This is a genomic window from Lewinella sp. JB7, from assembly GCF_024297185.1.
GTDB lineage: Bacteria > Bacteroidota > Bacteroidia > Chitinophagales > Saprospiraceae > Neolewinella.
Genome location: NZ_JANCTD010000001.1, coordinates 910,934 through 928,159 on the forward strand (window position 1 = coordinate 910,934; position 17,226 = coordinate 928,159).

At 61.7% G+C, this 17,226-nt stretch carries 15 protein-coding genes; 8 read left to right on the plus strand and 7 right to left on the minus strand.

Going from position 1 to position 17,226, the window contains the following annotated elements; all coding sequences use genetic code 11:
- Window positions 1–2: 2 nt before the first annotated feature.
- Together NMA52_RS03395 and secDF are read right to left on the minus strand one after the other, a co-directional pair.
- A complete protein-coding gene (locus NMA52_RS03395; RefSeq protein WP_254826229.1) occupies window positions 3–1,157 on the minus strand; it encodes a Gfo/Idh/MocA family protein in 1,155 nt (384 codons plus the stop codon).
- Between the two features lie 155 nt (window positions 1,158–1,312).
- A complete protein-coding gene (secDF, locus tag NMA52_RS03400; protein ID WP_254826230.1) occupies window positions 1,313–4,378 on the minus strand; it encodes a protein translocase subunit SecDF in 3,066 nt (1,021 codons plus the stop codon).
- A 374-nt stretch (window positions 4,379–4,752) separates the two neighbouring features.
- On the opposite strand from secDF, the gene NMA52_RS03405 reads away from it, so the two are divergent.
- Window positions 4,753–5,463 carry an outer membrane beta-barrel protein gene (locus NMA52_RS03405; RefSeq protein ID WP_254826231.1) on the plus strand — a complete coding sequence of 237 codons (711 nt, stop codon included), beginning with the start codon at window positions 4,753–4,755 and terminating at the stop codon, window positions 5,461–5,463.
- Here the strand turns inward: NMA52_RS03405 and NMA52_RS03410 are convergent.
- Both NMA52_RS03410 and NMA52_RS03415 read right to left on the minus strand, forming a co-directional pair.
- Complete coding sequence (locus NMA52_RS03410) at window positions 5,434–6,051, minus strand: hypothetical protein (RefSeq protein ID WP_254826232.1); 618 nt, start codon at window positions 6,049–6,051, stop codon at window positions 5,434–5,436. The genes NMA52_RS03405 and NMA52_RS03410 overlap by 30 nt on opposite strands.
- A 71-nt stretch (window positions 6,052–6,122) precedes the next feature.
- A complete protein-coding gene (locus tag NMA52_RS03415; protein ID WP_254826233.1) occupies window positions 6,123–6,329 on the minus strand; it encodes a cyclomaltodextrinase C-terminal domain-containing protein in 207 nt (68 codons plus the stop codon).
- A 33-nt stretch (window positions 6,330–6,362) separates the two neighbouring features.
- Between NMA52_RS03415 and NMA52_RS03420 the strand changes: the two genes are divergently transcribed.
- Window positions 6,363–6,953, plus strand: coding sequence for a DUF1080 domain-containing protein (locus tag NMA52_RS03420; RefSeq protein ID WP_254826234.1), 591 nt, complete (start codon window positions 6,363–6,365; stop codon window positions 6,951–6,953).
- Window positions 6,954–6,966: 13 nt separating this feature from the next.
- Window positions 6,967–7,956: a kelch-like protein gene (locus NMA52_RS03425; RefSeq protein WP_254826235.1), complete on the plus strand. Its 990-nt coding sequence runs from the start codon at window positions 6,967–6,969 to the stop codon at window positions 7,954–7,956.
- A gap of 2 nt (window positions 7,957–7,958) precedes the next feature.
- Here NMA52_RS03425 and NMA52_RS03430 read toward each other — a convergent pair whose 3' ends face one another.
- Window positions 7,959–8,690 carry an MIP/aquaporin family protein gene (locus tag NMA52_RS03430; protein WP_254826236.1) on the minus strand — a complete coding sequence of 244 codons (732 nt, stop codon included), beginning with the start codon at window positions 8,688–8,690 and terminating at the stop codon, window positions 7,959–7,961.
- A gap of 287 nt (window positions 8,691–8,977) precedes the next feature.
- Between NMA52_RS03430 and NMA52_RS03435 the strand changes: the two genes are divergently transcribed.
- The 4 genes from NMA52_RS03435 (at window position 8,978) to NMA52_RS03450 (ending at window position 14,605) form a co-directional block, all read left to right on the plus strand.
- Entirely contained in the window at window positions 8,978–9,427 is a 450-nt protein-coding gene (locus tag NMA52_RS03435; RefSeq protein WP_254826237.1) for a hypothetical protein, read from the plus strand.
- Between the two features lie 92 nt (window positions 9,428–9,519).
- The gene (locus NMA52_RS03440; RefSeq protein ID WP_254826238.1) at window positions 9,520–10,419 is read left to right on the plus strand and encodes a glycosyltransferase family 9 protein; all 900 of its coding nucleotides are present in this window, start codon (window positions 9,520–9,522) and stop codon (window positions 10,417–10,419) included.
- Window positions 10,416–13,571, plus strand: coding sequence for a glycosyltransferase (locus NMA52_RS03445; RefSeq protein WP_254826239.1), 3,156 nt, complete (start codon window positions 10,416–10,418; stop codon window positions 13,569–13,571). The genes NMA52_RS03440 and NMA52_RS03445 overlap by 4 nt, the downstream gene beginning before the upstream one ends.
- Window positions 13,572–13,576: 5 nt before the next feature.
- A complete protein-coding gene (locus NMA52_RS03450; protein WP_254826240.1) occupies window positions 13,577–14,605 on the plus strand; it encodes a radical SAM/SPASM domain-containing protein in 1,029 nt (342 codons plus the stop codon).
- Window positions 14,606–14,720: 115 nt separating this feature from the next.
- Here NMA52_RS03450 and porQ read toward each other — a convergent pair whose 3' ends face one another.
- Window positions 14,721–15,767, minus strand: coding sequence for a type IX secretion system protein PorQ (porQ, locus tag NMA52_RS03455; RefSeq protein ID WP_254826241.1), 1,047 nt, complete (start codon window positions 15,765–15,767; stop codon window positions 14,721–14,723).
- A 36-nt stretch (window positions 15,768–15,803) separates the two neighbouring features.
- On the minus strand, window positions 15,804–16,460 hold the full coding sequence (locus NMA52_RS03460) for a toxin-antitoxin system YwqK family antitoxin (RefSeq protein ID WP_254826242.1): 657 nt from the start codon (window positions 16,458–16,460) through the stop codon (window positions 15,804–15,806).
- Between the two features lie 66 nt (window positions 16,461–16,526).
- On the opposite strand from NMA52_RS03460, the gene NMA52_RS03465 reads away from it, so the two are divergent.
- Entirely contained in the window at window positions 16,527–17,210 is a 684-nt protein-coding gene (locus NMA52_RS03465; RefSeq protein WP_254826243.1) for a hypothetical protein, read from the plus strand.
- Window positions 17,211–17,226: the final 16 nt, after the last annotated feature.

Below are 17,226 nucleotides of genomic sequence, written 5' to 3' on the forward strand. Positions count from 1 at the left end.
CCTCAGACTTTGCTCCACTTTTCGTTACTCCGCGAGTTCTCGACCACGATCTCCACGAAGCGCATGCCCCGCAGGCCGTCGTGCACGGTAGGAAAGTCGCTTTCGATCTCCGTCGGCTGACGGCCCTCCATCCGGGCGCCGACCGTGGCGGCGAAGTTCTTGTAGATGTTGCCGAAGGCTTCCAGGTAACCCTCCGGATGGCCGGGGGGCGGTACGCGCTGGGCGGCCAGGGCGGCGGCGGAGAGCTCACCGACGCCGGTGCGGTAGTGGATCGCGGGCTGTTCGTGGCGCTTGTAGATGAGCGTGTTGGGTTCCTGCTGGTGCCACTCCAGGCCGCCGGTCTCTCCCCAGATGCGGATGTTGAGGCCGTTTTCCTCACCGACGGCAATCTGGGAGCAGTGCAGTACGCCCTTGGCTTCCTTCTCGAAGCGGAGGAGAATGTTGGCGTCATCGTCCAGCCGCCTCCCTTCCACGAAGGCGGTCAGGTCGGCGCAAACCTCGGTGATCTTCAGGCCGGAAATATACTCCGCCAGGTTCTCGGCGTGGGTGCCGATGTCACCCATGGCACCGCCGAGGCCCGATTTGCTGGGATCGGTGCGCCAGCTGGCCTGCTTATTGTCCGTTTCTTCCTTGGCGTTGGCGAGCCAGCCCTGGGGGTACTCGACGACGATCTTGCGGATTTTGCCAAGTTTGCCCTCCTTCACCATATGGCGGGCCTGTTTCACCATCGGATAGCCGGTGTAGTTATGCGTAAGGGCGAAGACCAGTCCGGTCTTTTCCACGAGATCCACCAATTGCCGGGCCTCGTCGACACTGAAGGCCAGGGGTTTGTCGCACACGACGTGGAAGCCGTTCTCCAGGGCCATTTTCGCCGGCCCGAAGTGTACGTGGTTGGGGGTGACGATGGAGATAAAGTCCATACGATCGCCTTCGGGGAGTTCTTTCTCCTTTCGGATCATTTCCTCGTAGGAACCATACACGCGCTCGGCGGGCAAATAAAAATCCTTGCCGGACACGCGGGACTTTTCCGGGTCGCTACTGAAGGCTCCGCACACCAGTTCGATCTGCTGGTCGAGCGCGGCGGCGAAGCGGTGAACGCCTCCGATAAAGGCTCCCCGGCCGCCGCCGACCATTCCCATTCTTAATTTTCTTTGCATGATGTTCTATATTTTCCGCTTGGGCGACAAGTATAGGGAAAAGTCCGCGGGTGAAATCACCGCTCCTGCGTCCCCGCCCGAATGAATAGCAAAAGCCCCGCCCGAGATAGTCGGACGGGGCTTCTGCGGCAAGAATCCTGTGGGAGGTCAGGGTTCTAAGTAGTGGTAACCGGCTTGTCGGTTTCGGTCTTCACCTCCTTGGCGTCCCGGTCTCCGGAGAGATCGTACACGATGGGGCTGGCGATGAAGATGGAGGAATAGGTACCGACCACGATGCCCACCAGCAGGGCGAAGGCGAAGCCCTTGATGCTGGCACCCCCGAAGAGGAAGAGCACCAGGACCACGAGAATGGTCGTGAAGGAGGTCATCACCGTCCGGCTGATGGTGCTGTTGATGGCGTCGTTGATGAGCGACTTAGCATCCCGCTTGGTGTAGCTGTTGAGGTATTCGCGGATACGGTCGAAGACCACCACCGTATCGTTGATCGAGTAGCCGATCACCGTGAGGATGGCCGCGATGAAGGCCTGGTCAACTTCCATGTTAAAGCCGATCCAGCCCCAGCAGGCCGCGAAGACGCCCATCGTGATAATGGTGTCGTGGAAGAGGGCCGCCACGGCACCCATCGAGAAGCGCTTACCCTTGAAGCGGAACAGCAGGTAGAGGAAGATGCCGAGCAGGGCCACGATGCCGGCCTCCAGGGCGGAACGCTTGATGTCGTCGGCGATCGTCGGGCCCACCTTGCTCACGCTGGTGATGTGGGTGCCCCCCGTAAATTCGGGGTTGCTGAACTGGGCCAGGGTGACGGAGTTGTCGCCGGTAGCGGCCGTCACGCCTTCGTACAGCGCGGCCAGTACGACGTCCTGGGGTTCCTGACCGTCGATGGGTTCGGTTTCGTCGATCAGGTACTTGGTGACGATGTTGTAGGTGTTGTCGCTGTCCACCGACTTGATGGTCGGAGTAGCCTGGAAGGGGCCCTCCAGGGCGCTGCGTAGTTCCTGGGCGGTCACGTTCTGGTCGAGCACCACGGTGTAGCTGTATCCTCCCGAGAAATCGACGCCGAGGTCGAAGCCGCGGACGAAAATCGCCATCAGGGACGCCAGTACGAGGACGGCGCTGATCCCGTAGGCCGTCTTCCGGAAGCCGAGCCAGTTTACGTTGATGTCGGAGAAAAGGTTTTCGCTGGCACCGGTCCAGAAGGTCATGCTTCCCTTCTTTTCGATCCAGTAGTCGACCATGAGGCGACCCACCAGTACGGCGGTGAATACGGAAGCGATAACGCCCACGATCAGCACCACGGCGAAGCCCTTGATGGGGCCGAGACCGAAGTAAGCCAGTACCCCCGCCACGAGAATGGTGGTAATGTTAGCGTCGATGATGGTCGAATAGGAGTTCGAGAAACCGTCGCGCACCGCGTTGGGCACGGTTTTGCCGACCCGCAGCTCTTCCCGCACCCGCTCGTAGATGATCACGTTGGCGTCGACGGCCATACCGATGGTCAGCAGGATACCGGCGATGCCGGGCAGGGTCAGTACGGTTCCGAGGCTGGCCAGGGCACCGAAGATGAACACGAGGTTGAGCAACAGCGAAACGATCGCCACTACGCCGGCGCCTCCGTAGTAGAAGAGCATGAAGGCCAGGACGAGACCGAAGCCGATCAGCAGGGCCGTAATGGAGCTGTTGATGTTGGCTTCGCCGAGGGAGGGGCCCACGATGCTTTCCTGGATGATCTGCGTACGGGCGGGCAGGCGGCCTACCTGCAGGATATTGGCGAGGTCGGTAGCTTCCTGTACGGTGAAGTCACCCGTGATGCTGGTGCTGCCGCCGGTGATCGGTCCGTTTACCCGGGGGGCGGAAACTATCTGGCTATCGAGTACGATGGCTACCTGCCGGTTGTTGTCGGCGGCGGCGGCCGTCGTCATGCGGGCCCAAATGCGACCGCCTTCGGAGTTCATGCTGAGGTTGACGGCGACCTGTCCGTTCGGCTCGGGGCCGGAACCGGCGCGGGTCACGTACTCGCCGGTCAGGGGCGCTTCGCCACCTCGGGGCAGTTCCAGCTGGTAGAGCTGGTAGAGATTGCCGGGCGTTCCCTGATCGTCGGCGTCCAGCGGGGTAGCCGACCAGCGGAAACTGGCGTTGCGCGGGAAGAGCCTTTTGATCTCTGGATCGCTCAGGTACTTCATCACCTGATCGCGGTTACCGGCCTCGGCGATACCGACTACGGCGGGGCCGAAGCTTCCGTTGTTGGGCGTAAGGATGGAGAAGAGGGGGCCGGCCGTCTGCCGGGGTACTTCCCGTTCCTCCACCGAGGCGATGCTGTCGGTGAGATTCCCGAATTCGTCCTGGGCGTAGACCGTGTCCAGCACCGTGGTGGTCGTCGAGATTTCCGCGCTGTCACGACCGGCGGCCAGTGCCTGCCGGCGTTCGAGGAGTTGATCGGCCTGAACCAGGGCGTTCACCGAGGTCTGGTCGATATTCAGTACGTCAAAGAACTCCAGGTTAGCCGCGGCCTGCAGGAAGGTACGGGCACGCTCGGGATTCTCTACGCCGGGCAGCTCTACGAGAATGAGGTCCCGTTCGGCGTCGAGGCTGACGTTGGGCTGCACCACGCCGAGTTGGTCGATGCGCTTGCGCAGCATGACGTAGGTGAGGTTTACCGTTTCGTCGGCCTTCTCCCGCAGGATCCGCTCGACTTCGGCGTCGGAGGTGTTGGTGCCGATCTGGTCGCGCAGGGCGTCGTTGCGGCTGAAGATGGTATTGAGTTGCTTGCCGTCGGCCCGCTCCCGCCAGGCGTCGGCGAAGAGGGTGATGTAATCGTCGTCGGCACTTTGCTGCGCTTGGGAGGCGGCGGTAATGGCTTCTTCAAATGTGGGGTCCTTGGAATTTCGGGCCAGTGAGATCAGGAACTCCCGGAGGTCGACCTGCAGTACGACGGACATGCCGCCCTTGAGGTCCAGACCGAGCGCGAGTTGCTGGGCCTTGAGGTCCTGGTAGGTGTACGATTTGATCAGCGGAAGTCGGAAAACCTCCTGATCGGAGATGCTGTCCAGATAGGACGCGCGAGCAATGCGGTAAGCTTCGCCTGAGTCTTCTCCCGTGAGGTTCTGCGCGTAGTTGTCCGCATCGTTTTCCACCGCGTTGGTGGGGATGACGAACATGTACTGCGCAACCGTCACGAGGATCATGACCACAAGGAAAAACTTAATCAGTCCCTTGCCTTGCATAGTAAAAAATTTAGGTTCCGGCGGAGCCGCCGTCGGAAGTCGGGCGGACCACCAATTTGAAGAAGGATGGTTGAAGCCGTCGCAACCGGGGCCTCCCAGACCCGGTTTGCGAAGCGGGCGCAAATATACGGACCCTAGCCGCAACAACTTAGCCCCATCCTCCGGGGGTGCCGCCGACCGGCAAAAATCGCGAGCTCCAGTAGGGAATATGACGGTATTCCGTGTTAGATAAGTATCGCAACTTCATCTGAGTGACCGATGCCGTCCGCCACCGTCTCTACTATCCGAGCGGCGACATTCCGGCCGGTTATCCTTCCCTGTTTAGTGAATATTCTGTCTACGGCGACGTTCTAACCCTACCAAACACTAACCACTTGAAACGATCTTGTACCCCCCCGGGCCTCTGCGGCCCCCTTCCGATGTTATTGGTCTTCCTGGCCCTGCTGTCGGTCCCCGTCTCGGCACAGTCGCCCCTGGACGTGGGCGGACACATCTCCCCCCAACTCCGTTACATCAGTTCCGCGGACCGGGGCGTGGAGGTGCCTACTACCGGATCCTTCACTTCCGGCAAGGACGGCCTCTCCTTAGGCATCGGCGCGGGTGTGTACCTGGAGTACGCGATCACCCCGAACTGGTTCGTACGGGGCGGCGTGGATCTTTCCTATAAACGCAACCAATATGGCGTCCGCAAAACCTTCGTCGAGTCCGATTCGACCATCTCCGGCACCAATCAAATCGTGTACAGCAGCATCGAACTGCCCCTGTCCGTACTGTACCGCTTCGATTTTCTCCCGAACGGCGACAGCTTTTTGCTCGGAATCGGGACCACGGTAAATCGCTGGGGCGGCAACCCCCGGGCCTTCGCCAGTTTTTTCCACCGGCGCGGGGTGAAGGAATTCGTCGATTATCCCCGGCACACGGTGACCGTTTTCGGTGGCTACGAGCGCTACCTGTCCAACGTGATCGTGGTGGGACTGGAACCCTACCTATCGTACGTACCCACCCGCTTCAATCTCGAAACCACGACTTCGGCCAAGGTTCAGGTAGAGGCCGGTCTATCCCTGCGGTTTCACCTCGACAACTGATACCACGCCCGCCGTCCAGTCTTTCCACTGTATTTTACTCAGGCCCACCGTGCCGAGTAGGGCCACCGCTTCGTTGCGCACGCGATCGAGTAGGGGAGGAGCGTCCGTATTGGGCCGCTCGTTGCGCCCGTGCACTTCGGCCAGAACGCAATTTCCCAGTCGGCGCACCACGAACGTATTCGTGGCCCCCTCGGCGAAGAAGTGAGCCACCGCCGGGTCGTCACTCTGAGGACCGGGGCAGGGCACCACGGTCATGGCGGCGTACGGCGTATCCCCGTTTACCTCCTCCAGTTGTTGGATCGATACCCAGTCGTACCCGCCACCACTCGGACTTCCCGGCCCAACCACGTCGATACGAATGAGGTCTCCCGTACGGGCGGGTCGGTCGAGGGCCTGCCCCCGGGCATCGCAGAGCAGAAAATCGGTTTTTACCGCATCGTTCAGTTTCCGCCAGTGGTTCACGTTGTACAGGTGCTGCACCGCACGGATGTAGGCTTCCCGGGCACTCGCGGGGGTATCGTGGCAGTACATACTCAAGGTATCGTGGTGATTACCCGTACGACGGAGGGGGAACGAAGGCTGCTTCATAATCCTAGTAACGCGGGCGGCGGCGCGCAGGTGCAATCTTTTATTCCAACGTGCCGTACCTATTCCAGCACCTACACCGTAGCCGAGCGAACGGGCAGCGGGAGGCCATCCGCGATGCTTCGCGAGTGGCCGTCGATACCCTGCGCCCGGGTGGCTTTAGCGATCAGTTCCGCGTAGCGATCGGGTGACAGGACGACTGCCCCGGAATTCTTATTAATGGCTACGAGCACCCGTTGTCCGTCCTCGGCGTAGCGGCCGGGTACGGAATGTCCGAACAAGCACTTACCTTGGCAAGCTCATCAACATACATCATGAAGTACTACGCCTTTCTCCTCTGTGCTTGCATTCTGGCTGGTTGCAGCCGTCCCACCACCTCCTTATTTAACGGGCAGAACCTGGATGGGTGGACGGCCTACGGTACGGAAAAGTGGTACGTCGAGGACGGTGAGATCATTTGCGAAAGTGGCCCCGACGCCGAATACGGTTACCTGGCCACCGACCAGTACTACGATGATTTCGAACTCACCCTGGAGTTTAAGCAGGAAGCCGACGGCAACAGCGGAGTCTTCATTCGCTCCACCATCGACGGAACCAAGATCAGCGGATGGCAGGTGGAAGTGGCTCCTCCGGGCCACGATACCGGGGGTATCTACGAATCCTACGGCCGGGGCTGGCTCATCAAGCCCGATCCCGAAAAGGACGGCTATCTTAAAATGGGCGCCTGGAACCAACTCAAAATCCGCGCCGAAGGGGATCAGGTGACCACCTGGCTCAACGGGCAGAAAATGGTCGAGTTTGAGGACGAAAAAATCGGGGAAGGAAAGGGCTCTATCGCTCTGCAGATCCACGACGGCGGTGGGATCAAGGTACGGTGGCGCGATATCGAACTGCGCAAAATCTAACCCCCCTCCAGCCATGCCTCATCTTCCCCGCCTCGCCCTGCTCCTACTCGTAGTGGGCTTGGCATCGTGTGCCGTGCACCGGCAGTCCGTACAAACCTCGGAGTGGACCTACGTCGAAACCGCCACGGAGCCCGTCGCCCGCCACGAAGCGGCCTTCGTATCCGTCGGTGATCGCTATTACCTGCTCGGCGGCCGGGGAATCCGGCCGGTATCCATCTACGATAAGTCCACCAGCGAATGGACCGAGGGAGCGCCACCCCCGGTGGAAATTCATCATTTCCAACCGGTCGTCTACCGGGGGGAGGTGTATCTGCTGGGCGCCATGACGGGAGGCTACCCCGGAGAAACGCCCCTCCCGCACGTCTATATCTATAATCCGGACCGCGACGAGTGGCGGCGAGGCCACGAAATTCCCGAAGACCGCCGCCGCGGGGGAGCCGGGGCCGTGGAGCACGACGGACGCATATACCTCATCTGCGGTATCCGCGACGGGCACCGCGGCGACCATAAGACCTGGCTCGACGTCTACGATCCCACCACAGGTGACTGGGAACGCCTGCCGGATGCCCCCCGCCCCCGCGATCACTTCCAGGCCGCCGTGGTGGACGGAAAAATTTACGCCGCCGCCGGGCGCACGACGGTTGCCGCGACCAATCCCTTCGCCAACACGATCGGCGCGGTGGATGTCTACGACACGGAGACGCGGCGATGGATCACTCTCCCCAACGAGCTGCCTACCCGGCGGGCCGGAACGGCGGCTATTGCCGTGGACAAACGGGTAGTCGTGATCGGTGGGGAGTCCGACACCCAGGAACCCGCCCACGCGGAGGTGGAAGCCCTCGATGTAGCCTCCGGCGACTGGACCGCCCTGCCACCGCTCGTACGCGGGCGCCACGGCACGGGCGCGATTCACCACGACGGCTCCCTCATCATGGCCAGCGGCTGCGGTATGCGGGGCGGGGAGCCCGAGCTTGCGGACATGATCCGCGCCCGGGTCGAGTAATGTTAGAGGGCCACGGGTACCAGGTGCCACAGGCCCGCCGCAAGCAGAGCACCGAGCACCGGCCCGACGATCGGCACCCAGGCGTACCCCCAGTTGCTGTCGCCCTTGCCGTGCAGGGGAACGGAGAAGTGGGCGATCCGGGGTCCCAGGTCGCGGGCCGGATTGATCGCGTAGCCCGTAGGCCCGCCGAGTGATAGCCCGATGCCCAGTACTACGAGCGCCACGGGTAAAGCGTCGAGGGCACCCAGACTGCCCGGCGAATCGCCAAATTTCGGCCCCGTAATGTAGAGCACGGCGAAGACGAGCACGAAGGTGCCGATGGCTTCGGTGAGTACATTCGACAGATTATTCGGTATGGCCGGATCGGTACTGAAGGTAGCCAGCACGGCCCCCTGATCGGCGGTAGCCCGGTAGTGGTCGCGGTAGGCAAGGATGACCAGGAGCTGTCCGATGAACGCGCCGATGAGCTGGGCCACCACGTACCCCGGCACCAACCACCAGTCGAACTTTCCCGCCAGGGCCAGTCCGATCGTCACGGCCGGATTCAGGTGGGCCCCGGAAATGGGGGCCGTAATGAATACGGCGGTGAATACCGCGATCGCCCAGGCGAAAGCAATAACGATCAGCCCGCTATCGTGTCCTTTGGTTTTCGCCAGGAGTACGTTGGCGACGACTCCGTTGCCGAGCAGGATGAGAATAGCGGTACCGATAAGTTCGCCGGTGTACAAAATCATAGGAGTGCGTAGCTGAAATTAGGAGTGACGTGCCGGAGAAGCACGCGCCTAATGTAATCACCGATGCGCAATGTCGGACCGTAACCGCCCGCTCCCGCGTCCCCGCCACTTCCACTTCGTAGACTTTTCTTAGCAGAAAAACCAGACCGAACGACAAGCGGAGGGCTTTAATGTAGGGTAGAAAGTTTAATAATGTGTTGTAACACATTCATGTTGCCGGTATATTAAGGAAGAAACGGGCCTGCTGCCGTGGACACCCATTCTCCCTTCACCCAACCGCCATTCCCATGCCTACACCGCTAACACCCTTCACGCCGCTCACCGTATTGTCTCCGCCCCTTACGCTCAATACGGCGATTACCCCAACTACCCTGAACACGCCCCTCACGGTTACCACGATCCTGACTCCCCTCACGGTCACTACCCTCGAAACGCCGCTGACGGTCACTACGCTGGAGACACCGCTGACGATCACGACCATCAACACGCCGCTAACGATCACCACCCTGGAGACGCCGCTGACAATCACCACCGTCAATTCACCGATCACCACGCTGTCGCCGACGGTCACCAACCTTACGCCGGTCGTCACTAATCTGAGCCCGGTGCTTACCACGATCAGCCCGGTTCTGACCGTCGTACCCTCCCTGGTAACGCCCCTGACCATCGTTTCTCCCATCACGGAAGATCCCCCCATTCCGGGCGGACCTCCCGTGGGGCCCGGGGGCGGCAACTAGCCTTCGGTCACGATCATCGACGTCCACTTTCCCGGCACCCGCGCACCCCGCCGCGTGCCCGGCCATTTCCTACACCTTCCCAAACCAACGGCATGGACCGTTATCTCTTCATCAGTCACAACGCCCTCGGCGATACCCTCTGCATCACCTGCGCCCTGCGGGCCTTTAAGTTGGCTCACCCCCGTAGCTACGTCACCTTCGTTACCCAGAGCGCCGGCTATACCCGCGTGCTCGACGGAAATCCCGACATCGACTTCCTGCTCTACAACGACAAGATGCTGTTCGACGGACTGAAGGACTTCAGCGAGGAGTGGATCCATACCCTGCCGCTCGATTTCAGCGAGCCCCAGACGGTCCACGTGATGGACATGAAGCGTTTCTGTACGAACCACGAGGTTTTTCAGCAGCACATTTCCCGGGGCTTTACCCAATTTCTCGGACTGGAACCCCACCGCGAACGGCCTTACGTCTACCTCACCGCGGCCGACCGTAAGATGGCGCGTTCCCTGGTGCGAAAACCCTACGTCGTCCTCAGCTTTCACTCCAATTCTAACCCGGAGCGGGAAGACGGCAAGGGCCGCAAGAAGGACTGGCCCATCGAGAACTGGCTCGAACTGTGTACGCTGCTGCGGGCGGGCGGCATCGCGGATATCGTGGCGACCGGATCCGAGTACGACGGACGGTACGGATCGCCCGGCTGGCGCAATCTCTACGGCCTGCCCATCAAGACCGTCGGGGCTCTGCTGGAATCGGCCGCCTGCGTAATGACCCTCGAGAACGGTATCGGCCACCTCGCCCACGCCGTCGATGCTCCCCTGGTGATGCTGTATTCCCACCTCATGCCCCCGGGGTGGGCCCGGCCGAGTGAAGCCACCAACTGCCGGGTCCTCTACGGTGACCCCCACGACTTCACCCCCGCACAGGTCATGGACGCGGCATCCGAAGTACTGGCGCGCCGGGGCGTACTCACCCTCCAAAACGAACCGGTATGAACGTCTGCTTCTTTAACGACATCCACGTCCTCGGCGGCGGCGAACTCTGGGTCCTGAAGGCCGCGGAGCGACTGGAAACAATGGGGCATACCGTGCACGTCATGTGTCCGTGGCGGTCCGCGATCTACGGCGAATGCCTGCGGCGGGGCAGACGGCTCTTCGGCTTTTCGCGGGGGGGCATCGTCCCGTTCTACGAACCCATCTACCACTACCTGCGCAGGCACGATATCGACGTGCTGTACTGTACCGTCATCGGTCAGTTTAACGAGGCGGAAGTACTGGGGGCGATGGTCGACCGCATCAATGCCGACCGTACCCCCGACCGGCGGATGGCGCTCATCCTCAAGACGGGGCTGCCGCCGATGGGCGGACTTTCCCCCCGGCATTACGGGATCGGGGCGGGTACGCGGGTGCGGCGCTTGCACGTAGTCAGCGAACGGGTCCGGCAGGAGTTTCTGGCCTGGCAACCGGGGGAAGAAGGCTTTATCCAGACGGTCCGCGAAGGGGTGAACCTGTCCAAATTCAGTCACGCCAGCATGGATCGCGCGGAGGCCAAACGCCACTGGGAGCTGGACCCGCAAAGTCCGGTAATCACCTGTCTGGCCCGACTGGCTCCGCAGAAAGGGCAGGACAACTTGTTGCTCGCCGCAACGGAGATCCTGCGGGAGCACCCCTCGGCCACTTTCCTGATCGCCGGGACGGGGGACGATGACCACCGGCTGCGTACGTTGGCTCGCCAACTCGGGGTGGGGGAGAGCGTACACTTCCTCGGACACGTCGAGGACGTTCCCTTCCTGCTGGCGGCCACCGACGTGCTCTGCCACCCCTCCCTGGCCGACGGCTTACCCAACAGCCTCGTCGAAGCCATGGCCATGGGTATTCCGGTCGTCGCTTCCCGGATTGGGGGCATCCCCGATTTGGTGGAAGACGAGCGATCGGGTTTACTGGTGCCGGCCCACGACATTCGTGCCGTGGCCGAGGCCGTGAACCGCCTACTCGGTGATGCGGCCCTCCGTCTTCGCCTGGCCGGGCGGGGCCGGGAGCGGGTCATTACACGCTTCGACCTGCAGACGAATACGGACCGACTGGCGGAGCTGTTTACCGAAGAGCTTGCCCTAATACGCTCGGCTCCGGATACCGGGAATTCCGTCCGACGACCCGTAAGCGTACTGTTCCTGATGAACACGCTGCGCACCGGCGGAGAGGAAACGGAGCTCGCTATTCTGAGCAAGTATTTGGATCGAAGCAAGTACCGGCTGCACGTCGCGAGCCTGTTCGCCACGGATGAAGGGTGCCCCGCCGCCGGCCGGATCCGGGAAGCGGGGGTTAAGATCGACGAAGCGTGCCACGAACTGAGCGACTGGAACGAAAAGGCCGGCTACCTGATCGGTATGGTCGAACGGGAGGAGATTGCGATCGTCGTCGCTTGCCAGGACGCCCGCTTCGCCCACCAGCTATTCGATCACCTTCCCCGCCGTCGGTGTAGATTAATCGAGCACGGCGGCATCGTGGCCGAAGCGACGGTCACGCCGAAGCACCACACCTTCCGCTACGTCGGGGTATCCCCGGCCATTCGCAATGCCGCCCGGCCCCAAATGGCCGATCCGACCCACGCCCGTTACCTGCCCAGCATGGTCGATTTGGCCGACTACGATCTGACGAAACGGGAAGAATTCCGGACCGGCTACGGCATTGCGGAGCATGAGGTCGTGGTGACCTTCGTCGGCCGGCTCGACCCGAAGAAGCGCGTCGAGCAACTGATCCGGGCCGCCGCCGCTTTACTGCCCGCTACTCCGCAACTACGCTTCCTGATCGTGGGCGGGCACGATGCCTTTCAGCCCGCTTACGCCGGTGCCTTACGGGAACAAGCGGAACGAAGCCTACCCGACGACGATCGTTTCCTCTTCGTAGGCGAACGAACGGACGTCAACGCCATCCTACTGGCCTCCGATGTGTTCGTGCTGCCCGCAACCGGGGAGGGGATGTCGCACGTCATTAACGAAGCGGGGGCCGCGGGACTCGCCGTAGTCGCCACCCGCGACGGGGCCGCCTCCGCCCAGCTGAACGGCGGCCACGCCGGCATTCTATACGATCCGGAAGATGACGCAGCCCTGATCGAAGCCATTCGCGAGTTGGCAAGGAAGCCGGAGTTGCGCAAAAGATTCGGCGACCGTCTGCGGGCCAAAACGGAACGGGAATACGCCGCCGCGACGGTGGTACCCCGGTGGGAGGCGCTGTTCGCCGAAGCCGTGGCCACGCTTCCTTCGGATCACGAAAGCTACCTGGAACGGTATGATCGGCTGCCCGATTTTCCGCTGGAGATTCAGATACAGACGAGCACGCTCTGCAACGCTACCTGCGTCATGTGCCCCTATCCGGAGGTCTCCCAGGAGTTTCCCGTCGGCCGCATGGACGAGCAGCTCTACCGGAAGATCCTCGACGAATGTGCCGGGGAGCCCGGACTGCGCCGCATCGAACCCTTCCTGATGAACGAAGCCTTCATCGATAAGCGGGTGCCCGAATGGATCAGGCTGGCCAAGGACACCGTGCCCCACGCCGCCGTTACGGTCACGACTAACGGGACGCCCCTCGTGCCGGCGGTGACCGACCGCCTGATCGCTTCCGGCATCGACGCCATCTGGTTTAGCTTCAACGGAGCCAAACCGGAGACCTACGAAAAGATCATGGGCATCCCCTACGAAAAGGTGATGCACAACATCGAGTACCTGCTCGAGAATAAACCGGACCACCTCCAGGTCTACGTCAATATGATCGAGACGGAACTGATGGCCGGTGAGATCAACGAAAATATCGAAAACTGGCGACGGCTCGGGGTACAGGCAGGCTCTTCACCGCTGGTAAACCGGGGCGGAAACGTGAAGAACTTCGCCGAACTCAATTACCAGGCGATTAGCGAAGTGCCCGTCAGAAGTTGTGAGCTCGTCTACTATAAGATGTACATCCTCCACAACGGCGACTGCATCCTCTGCTGCATGGACTGGCGGCGCAGCGTAGTGCTCGGCAACGTCCGGGAACGGAGCATCCGCGAGATCTGGAACGGAGCCGCCTACCGCGAGATCCGCCGGCTGCACACCGAGGGGCGCGACGCGGAGATCCCCATCTGCGGCAACTGCTCCTACACCCTCAACTAACGACCATGAATGCCCTGCACTTCCCCAATAATTTTCAGATCCAAACGACCGCCTACTGCAACGCGAAGTGCAGCTTCTGCCCCTATCCGGTCACGTCGAAGGAGCAGGCCATGGGCAATATGGACGAGGAAGTCTTCCGGCGCATCGTCGACGAAATAAGCGAACACCCCGTCGCCATGGTGCAACCTTTTCTCATGGCCGACCCCCTGATGGACAAGCGTATCGTGCCCCGGCTGGCCTATCTCCGAGAGCGTCTTCCCCACGTCCGCCTCAACATCACCACCAACGGCTACCTCCTGACTCCGCAGACCACGGCCGGACTCGTGGCCCTCGATCTCGAAACCATTCACATCAGTTCCAACGGCATCCACCCCGCCACCTACCGCCGCACGATGGGCATCGACGGACTTTCCGTACTCCGCAACGTGAACCAGCTCCACGACGCCCTCCGCCAGGCCGGCGCCCGCACCCAGGTGATCGTGACCTCGATCCTGCTGCGCGAAACCCGGGAGGAGATCTTCGCCGCCCGCGACTACTGGAAGAGCCGCGGCATCACCTTCTACATGAATCCCCTCAACGACCGGGCCGGCAACATCGCCGGGGCCGACTTCGAGGACATGCTGCCCTTCGACCAGGATTTCAACCGCGCCCAGCTGCTGCAGTACGACATGAGCGGCTGCCCGGCCCTCTATTTCTATATGGGCATCCTCTTCAACGGCGACGTCGTCACCTGCTGCCACGACTGGCGACGCAGCCTCGTCCTCGGCAACGTCCGCGAGAAAAGCCTATTCGACATCTGGCACGACGCCCCCTACCGCCGCCTGCGCCAACTCAGTGACGCGGGCCGCCTCTGCGAACGCGACCTCTGTGCCAAGTGCGGCACCAACCGCTTCAGCATTGACCGCGGCGCCCTCCAGGACTATCTCCACCGCCACGCCACCGAAAATGAAGTGCCCGAAGTCAATCTGGCCAAAATGTTTCAGCACATCACCGAAACCGACCACGAATCCCTCAAACTCGGCCTCGTCCATTAGCCCCCCGTACCACCCCACTACCGACTAACCTACCGTATTCCTACCACCCTACCATACTACCACCCTACCACCCAACCATACTACCTACTAAACTACTAACCCCCTACCCCCTAACCTAAATCTCCACCCCCACCCCCAACTGATTCACCCCTCCCGCCAGGTGATATGTTCCCCGTCCGTAGGCAATCCGGAAGCGCCGCGTCTGCCACTCCACGCCGAAACTGTAACCCGCCCCGGAGCGGAAGTCCGACAAACGCAGCTCCCGACGCAGCCCGTGATTATAGCCCGCCCGGACCCGTAAATTGCGGTGTTTACCGATCAGCAGTTCGCCGTTGATCACGAAATGACGGGCGAAGTTGTCCAAAAAAACGGCTCCCGCGCCCCGTCCGCCCGTTTGTTCCTCGCCGATCAGTTGCAGTGTGAAGTTGTCCTCCACCGTCGGGTCGTCGTACAGGACGTTCCAGCGGTCCAGATAGCGATAGATGACCGAAAAGCGGAAGGGCAGGTACCGGAGCTCCCTCGTAATTCCTAGTTGCAGCTCGAAGGGCATGGGCTCCCGCCCGGATGTCCCGCTGTAGTGGCTGAGTTGGCGGCCGAAGTTGCGGGCCAGCAGGGAGATCTGAAAGCGACCGCTCGTGTCCCGGTAATGCACGCCCGCGTCCAGTCCGAGTCCGAGACTCCCGTAGCCGGCGAGTTGGGAAGCGATGATTTTAAGGTTGGCCCCCACGCTGAGGCGTTCTTCAATCTGCCGGGCGGCCCCGACGGTGAGGGCGAAGTCCGCCGCGCTGAAGGTGCCCAGATCCTGGCCGGTAGGATCGCGGCGTATCAGGTCGTTGCCGTAACCTACGTACTGCAGCCCGGCCTGAAAGGTCGTCCGCAGGTCTTCGCGGTGCCGCGCGTAGGCCAGGTAGCTGTTGTTGATGCCGGCGGGCAGAAAGGCGTGGCTCAGTACGATCCGGCTGTCCATGGCCTCGTTCAGCAGACTCGGGTTGCGGGCCGCCAGGGTTAGGTCATCGTCCATGTGCGCCATGTGGTGCCCTCCCATGGCCGCTACCGTAGCCGAGTTCGGAAGGTTCAGGAACTCATAGGCGGAGATGCCTCCGATCTGCGCCAGGGCGGGGAGGGAAATTACCAACAGGACCAGCAGGGCTACACTTCGCATACGCCGCAAGTTACGCAAGCCTGATGCCGCGCGCGGTCAATTCGTGGCATCCGCACCCGGGGGGCGGGTCATATTGGGCGGCGTGGCGGGGGGGTCGCCGCCGTCTTCCCGTCGCCACTGCGTGGTGCAGACGCCCTGCCGGCAGTCACGTACCGCGGTAAGGCTGCCCGTCGCGTCGAATACGAAGAGTGTGCCTTCTTCCTTGCCGTCGAGGTAGGCACCGGCGGCGCTGGCCTGACCGTTCTCGTGCCACTCCCGGAAGGGGCCGTTCTCCCGGTTATCGGCGAAGGTGACCACCTCCCGCACGCCGCCGTCGGGGTAGTAGCGGGTCCAGACTTTGCCCATGGCGCCGTCGACGTAGGTGCCCCGCATGCGCAAGTGCCCCAGGGAATCGTAGGTGAGGTATTCCCCCTCAAATCGGCCGTTGCGGTAGTTTTCCACGATTTCGGGTTTGCCGTCGGGATAGTAGGCGGTGCGGGTGCCGTCGAGTTGGTCGTTGACGTAGTTTTCCTCCGCTACGAGATTGCCGGCGGGGTCGTACCGCCGGCCGTATCCCTGGCGCTGGCCGGTGGCGGGATCCACTTCGTATTCGGTGCGAAAGCCCAGGGCGTCCGTTTCTTCTTCCAGGTCGCGGGCGGGGCCGCAGGAGCAGAGAAAGATCAGGAGAAGCAGTGCGGGTAGGGTAGGTGACATGTCGATGTATTAACTTCGTAACGGAGCCGCTCCGGGAAGCGGCAGTTAACCCAGGAAAATTAACCCATGTTCAGGCAAACGATCTTCGGCTTGGTTCTCGTATGGCTGACCGGCGCACCCGTCGCCGGCCAGGAGACGGAAGTCGACTATCTGCAGGGCCACAGCGTGGCGGTGGAAGGCGGTCGGTACCAGGACGTACAGGGTACGCCTTACCGGTACCCCACATTTCGGCCGGGCGTCCTCTTTGATGAGGTGCTCCTGGAGTACCCCGTCGACTCCCTGAATTTCAACGGCCATACCAGTCGCTTCGAATTTTGGTCGGCGGGTGAGCTCCGTGAGCTGATCGGAAACCGCTTCCTGCGGGCACGGATCGCGGACGACGACGGCGTGGAACACACCTACGCTTGGTCGATAAATCCTAATCACCCCGGGAAATACGCCGAGTTGATCTACCACGGGGATTATCTGACGGCCACGCAGTTCCACGAAACGATAACCGACCAACCCCTGGGAAAGAAGATCCGCAACTCCGCCGACCCTATCCGCTTCGTGGCTCGCACCTCATCCTACGCACTGATCGATGGCGAACTCAAATCGCTCAATCTACAGCCGCGTCGACTGGCTAGTGATCTGGGGTTCCGCAACGAACTGACCGCCCTCATCAAAGAGCACGGGCTTAAACCCGCACGCCGGGAGGACCTGATCCGCATTCTCGCCCACGCGGATTCCCTGCTGGCTACTCAGGAATAAGTCGGCGAACCTAGCT

Excerpts from the sequence above, each read along its gene's own strand:
- NMA52_RS03425 (WP_254826235.1), top strand. The coding sequence starts at position 6,967 with ATGCCTCATCTTCCCCGCCTCGCCCTGCTCCTACTCGTAGTGGGCTTG.
- porQ (WP_254826241.1), bottom strand. The coding sequence starts at position 15,767 with ATGCGAAGTGTAGCCCTGCTGGTCCTGTTGGTAATTTCCCTCCCCGCC.
- NMA52_RS03465 (WP_254826243.1), top strand. The coding sequence starts at position 16,527 with ATGTTCAGGCAAACGATCTTCGGCTTGGTTCTCGTATGGCTGACCGGC.
- NMA52_RS03395 (WP_254826229.1), bottom strand. The coding sequence starts at position 1,157 with ATGCAAAGAAAATTAAGAATGGGAATGGTCGGCGGCGGCCGGGGAGCC.
- NMA52_RS03430 (WP_254826236.1), bottom strand. The coding sequence starts at position 8,690 with ATGATTTTGTACACCGGCGAACTTATCGGTACCGCTATTCTCATCCTG.
- NMA52_RS03460 (WP_254826242.1), bottom strand. The coding sequence starts at position 16,460 with ATGTCACCTACCCTACCCGCACTGCTTCTCCTGATCTTTCTCTGCTCC.
- NMA52_RS03435 (WP_254826237.1), top strand. The coding sequence starts at position 8,978 with ATGCCTACACCGCTAACACCCTTCACGCCGCTCACCGTATTGTCTCCG.
- secDF (WP_254826230.1), bottom strand. The coding sequence starts at position 4,378 with ATGCAAGGCAAGGGACTGATTAAGTTTTTCCTTGTGGTCATGATCCTC.
- NMA52_RS03420 (WP_254826234.1), top strand. The coding sequence starts at position 6,363 with ATGAAGTACTACGCCTTTCTCCTCTGTGCTTGCATTCTGGCTGGTTGC.
- NMA52_RS03440 (WP_254826238.1), top strand. The coding sequence starts at position 9,520 with ATGGACCGTTATCTCTTCATCAGTCACAACGCCCTCGGCGATACCCTC.
- NMA52_RS03445 (WP_254826239.1), top strand. The coding sequence starts at position 10,416 with ATGAACGTCTGCTTCTTTAACGACATCCACGTCCTCGGCGGCGGCGAA.
- NMA52_RS03410 (WP_254826232.1), bottom strand. The coding sequence starts at position 6,051 with ATGAAGCAGCCTTCGTTCCCCCTCCGTCGTACGGGTAATCACCACGAT.
- NMA52_RS03450 (WP_254826240.1), top strand. The coding sequence starts at position 13,577 with ATGAATGCCCTGCACTTCCCCAATAATTTTCAGATCCAAACGACCGCC.